Annotated in this window: 9 protein-coding genes; 3 read left to right on the forward strand and 6 right to left on the reverse strand. The window is 65.6% G+C overall.

The genetic code is table 11. The features are described 5' to 3' along the window. Positions 1-27 precede the first annotated feature (27 nt). From XI05_RS22020 to XI05_RS22035, 4 genes are all read right to left on the reverse strand, one after another. Entirely contained in the window at positions 28-1,191 is a 1,164-nt protein-coding gene (locus XI05_RS22020) for a glycoside hydrolase family 5 protein (RefSeq protein ID WP_271505518.1), read from the reverse strand. Positions 1,192-1,193: 2 nt separating this feature from the next. After that, positions 1,194-3,338 carry a GumC family protein gene (locus XI05_RS22025; protein ID WP_271505519.1) on the reverse strand — a complete coding sequence of 715 codons (2,145 nt, stop codon included), beginning with the start codon at positions 3,336-3,338 and terminating at the stop codon, positions 1,194-1,196. Between the two features lie 188 nt (positions 3,339-3,526). Beyond that, complete coding sequence (locus XI05_RS22030; RefSeq protein ID WP_271505521.1) at positions 3,527-5,137, reverse strand: gamma-glutamyltransferase family protein; 1,611 nt, start codon at positions 5,135-5,137, stop codon at positions 3,527-3,529. A gap of 20 nt (positions 5,138-5,157) precedes the next feature. Continuing rightward, positions 5,158-6,468, reverse strand: a complete 1,311-nt coding sequence (locus XI05_RS22035) for an aspartate aminotransferase family protein (RefSeq protein ID WP_271505523.1) — start codon at positions 6,466-6,468, stop codon at positions 5,158-5,160. Between the two features lie 98 nt (positions 6,469-6,566). Here XI05_RS22035 and XI05_RS22040 point away from each other — a divergent pair, with 98 nt between their 5' ends. Further along, positions 6,567-7,430, forward strand: coding sequence for a LysR family transcriptional regulator (locus tag XI05_RS22040; RefSeq protein ID WP_271505902.1), 864 nt, complete (start codon positions 6,567-6,569; stop codon positions 7,428-7,430). Positions 7,431-7,530: 100 nt separating this feature from the next. On the opposite strand, the gene XI05_RS22045 is transcribed toward XI05_RS22040, so the two are convergent. Continuing rightward, positions 7,531-8,196, reverse strand: a complete 666-nt coding sequence (locus tag XI05_RS22045) for a class I SAM-dependent methyltransferase (protein ID WP_271505525.1) — start codon at positions 8,194-8,196, stop codon at positions 7,531-7,533. A gap of 275 nt (positions 8,197-8,471) precedes the next feature. Here XI05_RS22045 and XI05_RS22050 point away from each other — a divergent pair, with 275 nt between their 5' ends. Continuing rightward, positions 8,472-8,798 (forward strand): hypothetical protein, encoded by a 327-nt coding sequence (locus XI05_RS22050; protein ID WP_271505527.1) that lies wholly within the window; start codon positions 8,472-8,474, stop codon positions 8,796-8,798. A 33-nt stretch (positions 8,799-8,831) separates the two neighbouring features. On the opposite strand, the gene XI05_RS22055 is transcribed toward XI05_RS22050, so the two are convergent. Then, positions 8,832-9,731, reverse strand: coding sequence for a hypothetical protein (locus XI05_RS22055; protein ID WP_271505532.1), 900 nt, complete (start codon positions 9,729-9,731; stop codon positions 8,832-8,834). Positions 9,732-10,031: 300 nt separating this feature from the next. Between XI05_RS22055 and XI05_RS22060 the strand changes: the two genes are divergently transcribed. Next, positions 10,032-14,855: an NAD-glutamate dehydrogenase gene (locus XI05_RS22060; RefSeq protein ID WP_271505905.1), complete on the forward strand. Its 4,824-nt coding sequence runs from the start codon at positions 10,032-10,034 to the stop codon at positions 14,853-14,855. Positions 14,856-14,879 lie beyond the last annotated feature (24 nt).

Here is a 14,879-nt window from a genome sequence, read left to right on the forward strand (position 1 = left end):
GATAGCCGCGCGAGGGGTAAGGATCCGTTAACGATCGCGGCGCGCGGCGGGAGACCTTTCAAGCCGGCCGGGCGCGCCGAGCAGCGCCCGCATCACGTCGGGATCGGGCTTGCCAGTGGCGGCGTCGACGAGACCAAAGCCCTGCGCCAGTTCCCAATGCGCCCAGCCCCAGCAATGCGCGCGGGCATAGGCGGTGACCTCCGCCAGCCAGCGCAACCGGCTCTGCCTGGGGGCGCCGGCTTTCAACACGCCGAACTCGTTGACGATGATCGGCCGCGAAAATTGCTGCTGCCATGCGAGCGCGGGCGCGAGCCAGCGATCGGCTCCCGGCTTGTCCTTGGCGGCGGCCATCGCGGTATCGAGCATGGCGAGCGCCTTGACCGCGCCCCTCGCCTGCAAATCCTGCCGAAGCGCCTGAACCTTGGGATCGCCGGCATTGATCGGATAAGGCAGATCCATGATGTCGTGCAGCGGATCGCGCGCGTCCCAATGGCCCTGATGGCTGAACACCATCGGATCGTAGAAATGGATGGCGTAGACGACGTCAGGGTCCGCCAGCGGACGAAACCGCGGCAGCGAGTCCGCACGCTGCCAGTTGACCGGACCGACGATCAGCGTGGTCGCGGGCAGCAACCCGCGAACGAAGGCGGCGAGCGCCTCGACCTCCTTTTGCCATCTGTCCGCTTCGATATCGGGCTCGTTGAGCAGCTCGGCGAAGATGCGATCGGCAGGATGGGATCGAATGACCTCTGCAAGCGCGCGCCAGGCCTCCTGCATCTCACCCATCGCCGCATCCGGATCATCCTTGTGCAGGCGATTGAAGCGCTCGCCCGGATGAAGATCGACAGAGGTTGCATAGCCGAGCGAGGTCAGCTGCTTCAACGCGCTGTCGAGCACGCGCAACGTCGCCGCGCGCTCGTCCTTTGCGGCAAAGCGCGGCATCACGCGTTCCGCCGGCACCGGCAGGCGGACGTGGCTCATGCCGGCCTTGCGCAGCTGCTGCAGCAGCGCGCCGCTCGGCGGCGCACCGTTGATCCAGCCGTCGGCGTTGAAGCCGCGCGACAGCGCGGCCAGCCGCGCGGGCGAGACCGTCGACGGCAGGGGCACGCAATCCTCGGCGAACACCGGCCGGACGACCGCGATCGACAACAGCATCGCCGCAGCCGGCAGACGGCGGCGCAAGGCTGCCATCGTCACACCGCAAGGCCGAGAGCGCCACCGTCGGGCTGAGGCGCCATTGAACCGGCGGGCACGTGATTGACGACGAGGCCGGTCGGTACAGTCGCGTATCTCGACAGCGCCCCGGTCACCCTGCGCATCGCGGAGGAGCCGAGCTCGCCGGCGCGCGCCACCAGGACGATCAGGTCGGCGTGGGCGGCCAGCGCAATGGCGTCGGGCTGCAAGGCGAGATTGCCGGCGTGGACGACGATCAGGTCGAACTCCGAGCGGATGTCGTCCTCGGGCCGCGCATCGGGCTTCCGCCCGGCACCGAGCAGCTCGTCGATCGACTGAAGTCCCGCCGTGGTCGAGCCGTCCTGCCATTCGGTCACCGGCGGCTGGGCGCCTGCAAATTCAGCCTGGAGGCGGATCAGCACGCTCATCATGCCCAGGTTCACGGCGGCGCGATTGAGGGAGCGCGCCACGGTGTTGCCACCGGCGCTCTTGCCGACCGACAAGACCAGCGCGACCTTGCAGCCGCGCACTGGCACGCGGTCGATGCGTTCGAGCAACGGCCGCAGATGAGGGCCGAGATCGAGCTCGGCCGACGCGCTGACCGGTCTCTGCCAGACCGTGTTGATTCCGGCGCCTGGCGCCAGCTCGGGGATGCGCGCCCAGACAGGAAGGCGGGGCATCGCCTCGGCTGGGCGCGCAGCGGCGGCCGAAGGGGAAACTTGCGGGCCGGGCGCCTCCTCCGCTTCACGTGAGGCAGGCGCCTGAACGGATTCGGGCTTGTCGGCGGACAGGCTCGTCGTCACCGCAATTGCGGCGGTCGAGGTCAGCAGCGAGCCGATCGCCAGCGCCGCAAGCAGCAAAGCGAGCGGCGGACGCGTCGAGCGCAACGGCGGAATCGCAACCGAGGCGATCTTGGTTTGCGAGGCCTGCAGCTGACGCTGCTCGTTGGTGGTCTTGAACCGCGACAGGAACTGCTCGTAGATGTTGCGGTTGGCATCGGCGTCGCGCTGCAGCTCCTGCAGCTTCACCAGCGCCTGGCCGTCGACCAGCATCTTGGTCTCGACCGCCTTGAGCTGCTTTTCCAAGGCGTTCTGCTGCTCCAGCTGGGCCTCGTATTCCGACTTGGCCGTGTCGATGTTCTTCTTCCGCTCGATCTCGATTTGCCGGTTGATATCCGCCAGCTGGCTGTAGGAGATCGCAAGGTCCGGATGGCGGTCGCCGTAGACCGCCTTCTTCTGCGCGATCTGGTCGTTCAGGGCCGAGCGCTGCGCGCGCAGCATGCTGAGGAGATCCTGCTTCACCGGCCCTTCGACATTGGCCTTGACGTCGCGTTGCACCTGCTCGTAGCGCGCCTTGGCCTCCTCGGTGCGCGCGCGGGCGGCGGAGACCTGCTGGGTCAGGTCGGTCACCCGCAATTGCTGCGTGGTGGATTCCTTGCCGGCATTGACGATGTTGTGCTCGAGCCGGAAGGCGGCGACGGCGTCTTCCGAGGCGCGCAGGCGCTCGCTCAGCGTCTTCAGCCGGTCCTGGAGCCAACCGGCCGCCTCGTCCGTCGCCTCGGTGCGAACGCGGCCCTGGCTGGCGACGAAGGCCTCGGCGATGGCATTGGCGTAGTAAGCGGCCCGGTCCGGGCGGTTCGAGGTGAAGGAAATCGCAATGACGTAGGTGAGCCCGCGCCGGGTGATCTCGAGGCGGTTGCGGAATTTCTCGAGCAGGCGCGTCATGTCGGTATAGCCGCCCGAGACGTCCTCGTCGTCCGCGATCTTGAGCTGCTCGATCAAAGGACGGAGGAAGCCGTCGGATTTGGCGATCTCGATCTGGCTCTGCAGCGCCGCGGCATCCTGGCCGATGCCGGGCAGCACGTCCTGATCCGAGGTCACGCGCAGCTCGCGCGGATCGAGCACGACCAGCGCAGTCGCGGCATAGCGGACCGGAAGCACCATCAGAGCGACGACGCCGAGGGCGAACAGCGCCAGGGCCAGCGTCAGAATGCGCCGGCCATTCTCGCGCAGGAAGGACAGCGTGCCGGAGACGGTCAGCGATCCCTTGGTCAGGCCCGGCGCGGCGCCTTCAGGCTTCGCCCTCGCAGCCCGCGGCGCTTCCCACGAAGCCGCTTGCTCCGTCGGGGCGATGCTTCGCGGAGATGGCCGGCTACCGAACGCCATGGGTGGACTCGAAATCAACTGACAGTCATAGCTCAGAGGCTTGCTACACCGTAAATATCCATGGTTAACCGCCGGTTACGGCTGGGCTGGGCTGGGATGGTCTTGGGCGGTGAACGATTCGTTAACGAGACGCGGCCAGCCACGCGCTGTGGCGGCGCCTGCCTGCGCTCGCCTCGATGTGCGACCGCTCACAAGCCGATGGCATACCCGTCCCGCCTCGGATCGGCGGCACCCGTCATCACACTGGTCACCGGATCGAGCGCGACGGCCTGCATGCCTCCGCAGAGCATGGTCCATCCGGTGTCCAAAATCTCGATCTCGTGGCCGCGGCGCTTCAGTTCGGCGATGGTCTCCGGCGCGATGCGGTTCTCTGCCTGAATGAAGCGGCCGTCCCACAGCCGTGAACGCGGCGCCTCGATCGCCTGCTGCAGCGGAAGGCCGAACTCGATGTGCTGCACATAGGCCTGGGCCTGGGTTTGCGGGATGCCGTAGCTGCCGGGCGTCCCCAGCGCGAGCACCGGACGGCTGCTGCGCGTCGCAATCGACGGTGCCATCGTCACCGGCAACGCGTCGCCCGGCTTGGCGAGGTTCGGGCTTCCCGGCTGCACGTCGGCCCAATGCAGATGATTGTTGAGGCAAACGCCGGTCCCCGGCACCACGACGCCGCTGCCGAACGGGCTGCCGAGACTTTGCGTCATGCAGACCAGATTGCCTTCGGCGTCGGCGATCGAGAACGAGGTGGTGTGGCCGGGATCGGCACGATCCTGCGGCATCCATTGCTCTGTCGGGCCCGTGATCGGCCGGCCGTCGCTCACACGCTGGCGAAGCCGCGCGATCGTCGCGTCGGACATTGCTCCAGCGGCTTGATCCGGTCCCAGATTGCCGTGGGCGATGCGCTCGCCGGCGGCGAGACGGATCGCGCGATAGACCGTGTCGAGATGATCGGCGCCGTCCTTCGGCAGACGCCCGAGGTCAAAGCCTTCAAGGATCTTGAGGGTCAGGGCGAACTGGAAGCCGCCGCATTGCTGCGCCGGGACGTGAAGCTCGAGCCCCCGATAGGACACGGTCAGGGGATCGAACCAATGCGGCTTGACGGCGATGACATCGTCCAGCGTCAGGCTGCCGCCGAGCGTGGCGAGATAGTCCACGATCCGCCGGCCGAGCTTGCCGCCATACAGATGCTCGGGCCCCAATTCGGAGATCTCGGCAAGAGTCTGCGCGAGATCGGGCTGCGCGACGATGCTGCCGAGCTTCACCGGCATTCCATCCGGGAGATAGTTCCTGACCAGTGCGGCGTGCAGCTCCGGCCAGGGTTCGAGCAGCGGCACCTGCTCGTTGATCTCATCAACACCGAAGTCCGAGAGCGCAAAGCCGTCGCGCGCCAGCGTGATCGCCGGGGCAAGGACGTCTCGAAGCGATTTGCGTCCATAGCGCGAGAGCAGCTCGCACCAGCCCGCGAGGTTGCCGGGCGTCGAGACCGCCTGCGGACCGCGCTCGAGCTCGAATCTGCTGGTGTATCTGCCGACCGGGAAGCTTGCCGGCACCGGCGGAGCGAAGTCGAGCACGCGAATGCGCTGCTCGATCGCCACCCAGATCGTGGCCAGTCCAAACCCGGCAAGCCCCGACATGAACGGCTCGACCACGTTGAGGGCGGCCGCCGTGGCGACGGCCGCATCGAACGCATTGCCGCCCTGCATCAGGATTCGTGCACCGGCCTGTGCCGCGAGCGGATGCGCGGCGGCGACCATGCCGTGCCGCGAGAACAGCGTCGGACGCCCATATGTCCTGGCGAGTTGCATCCGGTCAGACCTTCCGCCGATCAGTGCGTCGTCGCAGCAGCCTGGATCGCCTCCGACATGATCTCGAGACCGCGATCGATTTCGGCCTCGGACACCGTGAGCGGCGGCGCGATGCGGAATACGCCGCCCATGCTGGGCAACTTGACGATGTTCATGCTGAGACCGCGACGCATGGTCTCCTCCATGATCCGCGCGCCGAGTTCAAACCCCGGCGTCTTGGACTGCCGGTCGACGACGATTTCGAGACCGAGCAGAAGCCCGCGGCCCCTGACGTCACCGACGCATTCGAACTTTTGCTGCAGCGACAGCAATCCATCCCGGAGCCTGTTGCCCCTGGCGGTTGCCTGCGCCACCAACCCGTCGCGCGCGACCACGTCGAGCACCGTGACGCCGATCGCGGCGGGCAAGGGATCGGAGACATGCGTGGTGTAGAACAGGAAGCCGCGCTCGAACGCGGCCTGCTCGATGGCCTTTGTCGTCATGACCGCAGCGAGCGGCAGACCGGCGCCGAGCGTCTTCGACAGCGTGAGAATGTCAGGCACCACGCCGTCACGCTCGAAGGCAAACATGTGCCCGGTGCGGCCGATTCCGGTCTGAGCTTCGTCGAGGATCAGCAGCATGCCGCGCTGCTCGCATTTTTGCTTCAAGGCCGCGAGATAGCCGAGCGGCAGTTCCAGAATGCCGCCGCTGGAGAGGATCGGCTCGGCGATGAAGGCCGCCAGATTACCGGTCGACTGGCTGTCGATCAGTGCGAACGCATCGTCCAGCTCGGTCTGCCAGTCGTTGCTGCCGTCGACGTTCCTGAAGCGCGGCCGATAGGTGTTCGGCGCGGGAATGACGAACGATCCGACCGCGGCCGGCCCATAACCGCGCCGGCCCGCGCTGTAGGTCGCCGACGCCGCCGCGCCGGTCATGCCGTGCCAGCTTTGCGCGAAGGCGACGATTTCGTGCCTGCCGGTGACGAGCTTGGCCATCCGGATCGCCGCTTCATTGGCTTCCGCGCCTGTCGTCAGCAGCTGCACGCGGTCGAGACCGGGCGCAAGCGCAGCGAGACGCTCGGCCAGCGTGACCACCGGACGCGAGAGCATGCCGCTGAAGAGATGAGCGACCGCCCCCATTTGCCGTGCGACCGTGGCGACGATGTCGGGATGCGTGTGCCCCAGCACGGCGCTCATCTGACCCGACGTGAAGTCGAGGATGGCGCGTCCGTCGGCGTCGTAGACGAAACTGCCGGCCGCACGCTCGATGATGACGGGTTCGAAACTCGGCCCATAGCGGGTCAGATGCGTGTTGGCGGACGCCCAGAAATCGGGATCGGCATTCAAGGTCACGACAGCCACCTGCGCTTGGGACCTCTGACCTCTAGTCAAGAATTTGACTTCAGGCTAATTGATATAATTCAATCTGGATATCAATCTTCCTGATGTCGATGCTGGATCTCACCCTTCTGAGGAATTTCGTCGTCGTGGCCCGCACCGGCTCGATCAGCCTGGCGGCCCTGCAGATTGGCCGGACACAGTCCGCGCTCAGCATGCAGATGCAACGGCTGGAACAGACGATCACGCAGCCGCTGTTTCACCGCAGCGGATCCGGCATGAGGCTGACCGCAGCCGGCGAGAAACTGCTCGCCCACGCCGAGACGCTGCTGGCGCAGCACGACGAGATTCTCGCCGACATGAGCGGCGAGAGTCTCAAGGGGACGCTGAGCCTCGGCTGCCCGGAGGACTATTCGATCGCTTTCCTGCCGGCGCTGCTGAAGGGGTTCTGCGCGCTGCATCCCAATGTCGAGCTGCGCATGGTCTGCGCACCGACCTCCGAGCTGCGCCCGATGCTGGTGCGGCGCCAGATCGACATGGCGCTGGTCTCGCTGTCCGATGCCGGAGCGCGCGAGGTGATCCGCGAGGAGCGCTTCGTCTGGGTCGCGAACGAGGCCGAACCGAAAATACTGACGCAGGATGTGCTGCCGCTGGCGCTGGCGGCGCCGATGAGCCTGGACTACCGCGCCGCCTGCGCCGCGATGGACGCGGTCAATCGGCGCTACAGGGTCGCCTACGCGAGCAACAGCCTCGCCGGCCTGATCGCGATCGCGCGGTCCGGTCATGCGATCAGCGTCCTGACACGAACCGCCGTTCCGTTCGATCTTCACGTCGTCTCGGCCGGACTGCCCCTGCTTCCGACCATCGGCATCGCGCTCGAGTTCTCGGAGGCGAAGCCCTCGCTGCTGGCGACGACGCTGGCCGAGCACGTCCGCACCGTGTTGCCCGGACTGAAGACCAAGGCGGAAATCGATTAGACCTATTGCACCTCGATGCTCGCGTCCTTGACCAGCTTGCGCCACCGGTCATCCTCCTGCCCGACATAGCGATCGAGCTGTCCATGGATCGCGCGCCGGGTCACTCGAAATAGATGAATTCGTAATCGCCGGTGTAGCCGAGCTTGTCGTAGAACCAGATCCATTCGGAGGTGTGCAGGATGGATTCCGCCGTCAGCGCCCAGCATTCGAGATTGTGCAGCTCGGCGACGTTCCGGTAGCTCTCGACCATGACGTATTTGTTCTTGCCGACCCGCTCGATCTCCTTGAGCGCGGCATCGATCTCGTAGAGCCTGAGATTGTGCAGGGTGCCGAGCGAGATGACGAGGTCGAAACTGTCGTTGCCATAGGGATAGACGTCCTGAGCGCGATGGTTGAACAAATACGGCTTCACCTGCTCGTGCGCATTGGCAAGACCGTGCTTGGAGATATCGAAGCCGGTGACCTCAAGGCCCGGCAGGATCTTCTGCATCTCGTACAGCAGAAAACCCTTGCCGCAGCCGACGTCGAGCACGCTGGACCCGTCCTTCAGGCGGTAGGTCTCGATCAGCGCCTTGGCGACCGGAGCCCAGCGCCCCTCGATGAAGCGGTAACCGCCATAGCCGAAGCGGCGGTCGCCGTCCCAGTAATCGGCCTCGTATTCCCGCGCCTTCAGCGAGCAGCCGATCTTGTCGTCGTTCATGCGGCCCATGTAGTCGCGCTTGGTCGCAGTGTGCAGCGGCGTCACGATATTCAGCAGTCGTCCCATTGAGCCCTCGGATTTGCATCACGCGCGGAGAGTGTCTTGACCGGCCTGGGGAGCCTCGCACGTGACCTCGCGACTCGCCCTAGCATTTGTGGCGAAGACCATCATTGTTTCGGATCAATGATGTGGAAATGCTGCGGGGGCGCCGGTCAAGAACCGGCCGCCGATTCGCCAGACCGGCCAGCGCCAGGTTCCAGCTGCGGCCGCCGGTGGCCGTGACATGGAGACGCTGGAACGAGACTGCGCCGCATGCGTTCGGCAGCAAGGAGAGTCCTGCCATGCCGACCAAGCCGACCATCGCCCGCATCTGGCGCGGCCGTACCCGCCGCGACGTCGCCGACGCCTACCAGGCCTATCTGCAAGCCGAGGGCATCCCGCCGCTGCTCAAGACCGCGCTCGGTGTGCAGCAATTGCGCGAGGACCGCGACGAGGAGACGTGGTTCACGACCATCTCCTTCTGGGCCGACATCGCGGCCATGACCGCCTTCACCAAGGGCGAGCCGACCAAGGTCCATCATCTCGCCCGCGACGCAGAGTTCCTGATCGAGCTGCCGGAGCGCATCGAGATCCACCGCATCCTGATCGACGAGCAGGGCCTGCGGTGAAAACCGGGGCCGCTGGGCGGTCACGCAGCCCCGTCACAGTTTGCCATACACCCGCGCGGCGACCGCCTTCAGGCGCTCGACCGAGCCGGACTCCGGATGCGGCTTGACTGGCGCGAACACGATCGACGCCTGCCGGCCGTTCTTCCAGACATAGATGGTGACGGCGTTGCCGTTGCCCTTGGTGCAGGAATGCTCGCCGAAGGCTTCGCGGCCGAGCTCGGGGATCGCCACATGCGTGCAGGGGCCCGCGCGCTTCATCATGCCGACGACGGTATCGCGCGACATTGCGATCACCGCGACGGTCATGGTGTTGGCCTCGCGATCGAACATCATGCAGCTGCCCGCGCCGGTGCGCTGCACCGTCAGCGTACCGTTGTCGAGAAAGCCGTCGGCATCGGCGGCCGTGAGCCATTCGCAATTGCCGAACCGCTCGCTGCTCTTGCCCACATTGGCAATGGCAACGCGCGCAGCTTCGGTGATCGGTCCGAGCAGCGCATCGTCGGCGCGCCGGCCGATCGGATAGACGCTGATCTGCAGAATGTAATCGCCGGACAGAACGAGGACCGAGGCCTCCTGGCGCTCGGCGCCGGCGACGCTCGTTCCGCCCTGGCCTTCGTCGCCGATCCCGGCCACAGCGCTCAGCGGCATTCGCTCACTGAGCGTCTTGACGAAGGTTGCGTACAATTCCCTGGCGCGGTCCTTGTCGGGATTGCGGAACACGCTCAGCATCATCGTGTCGCCGCGCCCGGCCTGGTAGATGCAGCCGCGGCCGTCCTGATTTGAAATCAGCGACCATTTCAGCGCCGGCATCGCGGCAGCGAGCTCCTTTGCGCTGATGAACGGGCAGGTCTCGGCTGCCCGCACGGGAAGCGCCGGGGCGGCGATAGCAAAAAACAGAGCGAGGCAGGAGAACAGACGATCGATTGTACGCATGCGACTCCTTATTATCGCAAATGCGCGCCATTCAGAATAAAATCACGAACTCATACACAATTGAAATTCCTCGCCATTTTGCAGAGCACCAAATGACGCGATGGTCATCGGCACCGGTTTTCGGCCCCCAAATCGCGCCTCACAACTCCCGCGCCATGACGGCTGCGGAATGCTAATATCGTCGAGGCCGCAAGACCGAAGATTTCGCCGAAGCGATTGAATCGCGGTCAAGAAGATGCGCTCGAAGAGGCGCACTCCAAGAACAATGCCCGACCGTCATTGCGGCCCGTCGGCTGGGAGATGGAGGACGCTATGGCTTGGCGTGACGACAAGGCCCGGGCAACTCTGATCCACGAGGCAGCAGGAAGCGTGCAGCCGGGCAAGGCCCCCCGGGCATTTGCCGAGCTTCTGTTCGCCTTCACCAATGTCGAGGACCTCGCCAGTTACGATGCCTCCTCGCTTGCCTTCCTCGCGGAGCAAGCCTGGGAGCATGTGCAGCGGCGCACGGCGGGGCGTGCCGATATCCGCGTCGTCAATCCGCTGATGCCGGACGGGCGCGAGATCTCCGTGCTCGAAATCCTCAACGACAACATGCCCTTCCTGTTCGATTCCACCATGGCGGAGCTCACCGAGCAGGGCATCGAAGTCACTCTCGTCGCTCACCCCATCATCGCGGTGGAGCGCGATGATGGGGGCAAGCTCCTGCGCTTCTACGGCGAGGCACTGCCGGAAGGGGCAAAGGGCGCGCGAGAGAGCCTGATTCACCTCCACATCACCCGCCTGGACGCCGACGCGGACCGCGAGAGGCTGATTGACGGCCTCACCAGGACGTTGAGCGACGTGCGCGCTTGCGTCGCGGACTGGCGCGCCATGCGCGACCGCGTCGAGGACGCGTTCAAGACATTCTCGTCCAATCCGCCGCCGCTTCCGATCGACGACGTCGCCGAGGCCAACCAGTTCCTGCAATGGCTGTGCGCCGACAATTTCACCTTTCTCGGCGTGCGCGAATATCGCTTCTCGCCCGGCCGCGACGCGTCGGACGACATCACGACCGCCGAGGGCCTCGGCATCCTCCGCGATCCCGATGTGAAAGTCCTGCGCCGCGGCAGCGAGATGGTCGTGATGACGCCCGAGATTCGCGAGTTCATGCGCGAGCCGACCCTGCTCATCGTCATCAAGGCCAATGTGAGCAGCCGCGTTCATCGCCGCATCCGGATGGATTATGTCGGCATCAAGCTCTATACGCCCGACGGCCGGCTCGAGGGTGAATTGCGAGTCGTCGGCCTGTTCACCTCGGGTGCCTATACGCGCTCGGCACGACAGATCCCCTATGTTCGCCACAAGGTATCGCGGGTGCTCCAGCGCGCCGGCTTCGACCCGAACAGCCATTCCGGCAAGGCTCTCCAGCATATTCTCGAGGAATATCCGCGCGACGAGCTATTCCAGATCGACGTCGATACCCTCTTCGATTTCGTCATGGAGATCCTGATCCTCTATGAGCGCCCGCGGATCCGGGCGCTGGCGCGGGTCGACAAGTTCGATCGCTTCGTTTCCATCCTCGTATTCATTCCGCGCGATAAATACGACACCGACGTGCGCATGCGCGTCGGCGCCTTCCTGTCGCAGAGCTACAAGGGGACACTGTCGGCCTCCTATGTATCCTTCCCCGAAGGAGCATTGGCGCGCGTCCACTACATCATCGGACGCTATGAAGGTAAGACTCCCGCCGTCGAGCGCGCCACGCTGGAAGCCGGGATCAGCGCCATCGCCGCGACCTGGGCCGACAAGCTGAAGGCCGCGCTGGCTGCGTCGACCGACGGCATGCGGGCGCGCATGCTCGCAAATCGATACGCTCGGGCCTTCAGCGGCGGCTATGCCGAGGCTTCCACGGCAGACCAGGCAATCGCCGATATCGCCACCATCGAGAAGCTCACACCGGCCCGCCCGGTGACGATTTCGGTTCACCGCTTCGAGGATGACGATCCCAGGCGCTTCGGCCTGAAGGTGTTTTCGGACGCCGCGCCGCTGTCACTGTCTTACCGCGTGCCGGTGATCGAAAATCACGGCCTGCGCGTGGTCAACGAACGCACCTATCAGATCGTGCCCGGCAACAGGCCCGAGCCGGTCTGGCTGCACGACATGACGATCGAGACCAGCGACGGCCAGCCGATCGAGATCAGCCGGGACTTCAGCCATCGCCTGGAGGCCTCGATCATGGCGGTGGTCACCGATCGCGCCGAATCCGACGGGTACAATGCCTTGATCTTGCGCACGGCCCTGGGCTGGCGGGAAGTCTCGACCATCCGGGCGCTGTCGCGCTATTTGCACCAGATCCGCGCACCGTTCACCCAGGACTATATGTGGGAGACCCTGCGCAAGAACGCCGCGATCACAGCCAACCTCGTCGCGCTGTTCCAGGCCCGCCGCGATCCGCGCCTCGTCCTGACCGATCGCGAGCGTTCGGCGCGCGAGATAACTCTCCTTGCCGAGATCGAGGAGCAGCTCAAATCCGTCGCCTCGCTCGATGAAGACCGCATCCTGCGCCGTTTCACCAATCTGGTGCAGGCGATCATCCGCACCAATCTCTGGCAGATCGGCGAGGATGGACATCCGCGTCCGGTGATCTCCTTCAAGTTCGACGCGCGCAAGATCGAGGATCTGCCCCCTCCCCGACCGCTCTACGAGATCTTCGTCTATTCCCCGCGCGTCGAAGGCATTCACCTGCGCTTCGGCAAGGTTGCGCGCGGCGGCTTGCGCTGGTCCGATCGGCCGCAGGATTTCCGCACCGAGATCCTCGGCCTCGTGAAAGCGCAGCAAGTCAAGAACGCCGTGATCGTGCCGGTCGGCGCCAAGGGCGGCTTCGTGCCCAAGCGCTTGCCGCCGCCTTCCGATCGCGAGGCGTGGCTCGCGGAGGGCACCGAAGCCTATCGCATCTTCGTGCGCTCGCTGCTCGAACTCACCGACAATCTCGACGGCGACATCGTGGTGCCGCCCGACTTGACCGTGCGGAATGACGGCGACGATCCTTATCTAGTCGTCGCCGCCGACAAGGGCACCGCCACCTTCTCCGACGTCGCCAACGCGATCTCGGCCGAGAAGAACCATTGGCTCGGCGACGCCTTCGCCTCCGGCGGCAGCCAGGGCTACGACCACAAGAAGATGGGGATCACGGCGCGCGGCGCCTGGGAGGCGGTCAAGCGCCACTTCCGCGAGCTCGGCACCGACATTCAGACCGTGCCTTTCACCGTGGTCGGCGTCGGCGACATGTCCGGCGACGTCTTCGGCAACGGAATGCTGCTCTCGCCGGCGACGAAGCTCGTTGCGGCGTTCGATCACCGCGACATCTTCATCGATCCCTCCCCCGACCCGGCGATCGGCTTCACTGAGCGCAAGCGCCTGTTCGAGCTGCCGCGATCGAGCTGGCAGGATTATGACAAATCGCTGATCTCGCAGGGCGGCGGCGTGTTCTCGCGCGCGCTCAAGGCGATCCCGCTCGCACCGGAAGTGCGCACCCTGCTCGATCTCGACAAGGAGCAGGCAACGCCGTTCCAGGTGATGACGGCGATCCTGAAGGCGCGCGCGGACCTCCTGTGGTTCGGCGGCATCGGCACCTATGTGCGGTCGTCGGCGGAGAGCGACGATCAGGCCGGCGACCGCGCCAACGATGCGATCCGCATCACCGGTGCCGACGTTCGCGCCAGGGTGATCGGCGAAGGCGCCAATCTCGGCGTAACCCAACGCGGGCGCATCGAAGCGGCGCAGAAGGGCGTCAAGCTCAACACCGACGCGATCGACAATTCGGCCGGCGTGAATACGTCCGACGTCGAGGTCAACATCAAGATCGCATTGGCGCGCCCCGAGCGCGAGGGACGCCTCAGCCCGGCTGACCGCAACACCCTGCTTGCCGCGATGACCGGCGAAGTCGGTGCGCTGGTGCTGCGCAACAACTATCTGCAGACGCTGGCGCTCTCGCTCGCCGAACGCAAGGGCATGGCCGAGACCGGCTTCCTCATGCGCCTGATGCAGTCGCTCGAGCAACGCAGCCTGCTCAGCCGCGCCGTCGAATTCCTGCCTGACGATGCTGCGATCGCCGAGCGCACACGACGCGGCCAAGCCCTGACACGGCCGGAGCTTGCCGTGCTGCTCGCCTATGCCAAGCTGACGCTCTACAGTGACCTGCTCGAAACCGGCGTGCCTGACGATCCATATCTCGCCCGCAGACTGTCCCTGTATTTTCCGCGCGAGGTTCCCGACAAATTCCCGGCCGCGGTCGAGCACCATCGCCTCCGACGCGAGATCATCGCGACCAGTCTCGTCAATGCCGTGATCAACCGCGGGGGTCCGGCCTGCATCGTACGCCTGACCGACGAGACCGACGCCGATATCTCGACCATCGTCATGGCCCAGGTGGCGGTGGACGCGATCTATGAGCTCAGGCGGCTCAATGACGGGATCGACGCGCTCGACACCCTCATCGACGGGCAGTTGCAGCTCGGCCTCTACGCGGCGATCCAGGATCTCCTGCTCTCCCGCATGGTCTGGTATGTGCGCAATGTCGATTTCAAGGACGGTCTCAGTGCAGTGATCGCTCGGTTTGGTCCTGCCGTCCGTGAGGTCGCAGCCTCGCTCGACAGCGCCCTGCCACCGGACTTGCAAGCCGCGCGCAGCAAGCGCCGGCAGGACCTGATCGATGCCGGCGTCCCGACCGGACTCGCTGGCGATCTGGCCGACCTCGACGCCCTGGTCTCGGCGCCTGATATCGTGACGGTCGCCGAGCGCACCGGCCGCAGCATCGGTGATGCTGCCGCGACGTTCTTTGCCGCCGAGGCCAATTTCCGTCTCGACCGCATCACCGCCGCTGCGCGCAACGTGCCGGCCAGCGATCATTTCGAGCGCCTCGCCATCGACCGCGCCGTCGACCTGATCGCAGCTGCCGAAAGACGCCTGGCCGCGGACATGCTGACCATCGGCCAATCAGGTCAGCAGGCCGCGGAGACCTGGCTTGCAGCTCATCCCGAGGCGACGCGCATCCGCCGGGCGGTCGAGGAGATTGCCGCCGGCGGCCTGACGCTCGCGAAGCTGATGGTGGCGGCGAACTTGCTGGGAGACCTGGTCAAAGGCTGAGGGCGTGCAAGACGTGCAATGCTA

The organism is Bradyrhizobium sp. CCBAU 11357, from assembly GCF_028128865.1.
Taxonomy (GTDB): Bacteria; Pseudomonadota; Alphaproteobacteria; order Rhizobiales; family Xanthobacteraceae; genus Bradyrhizobium.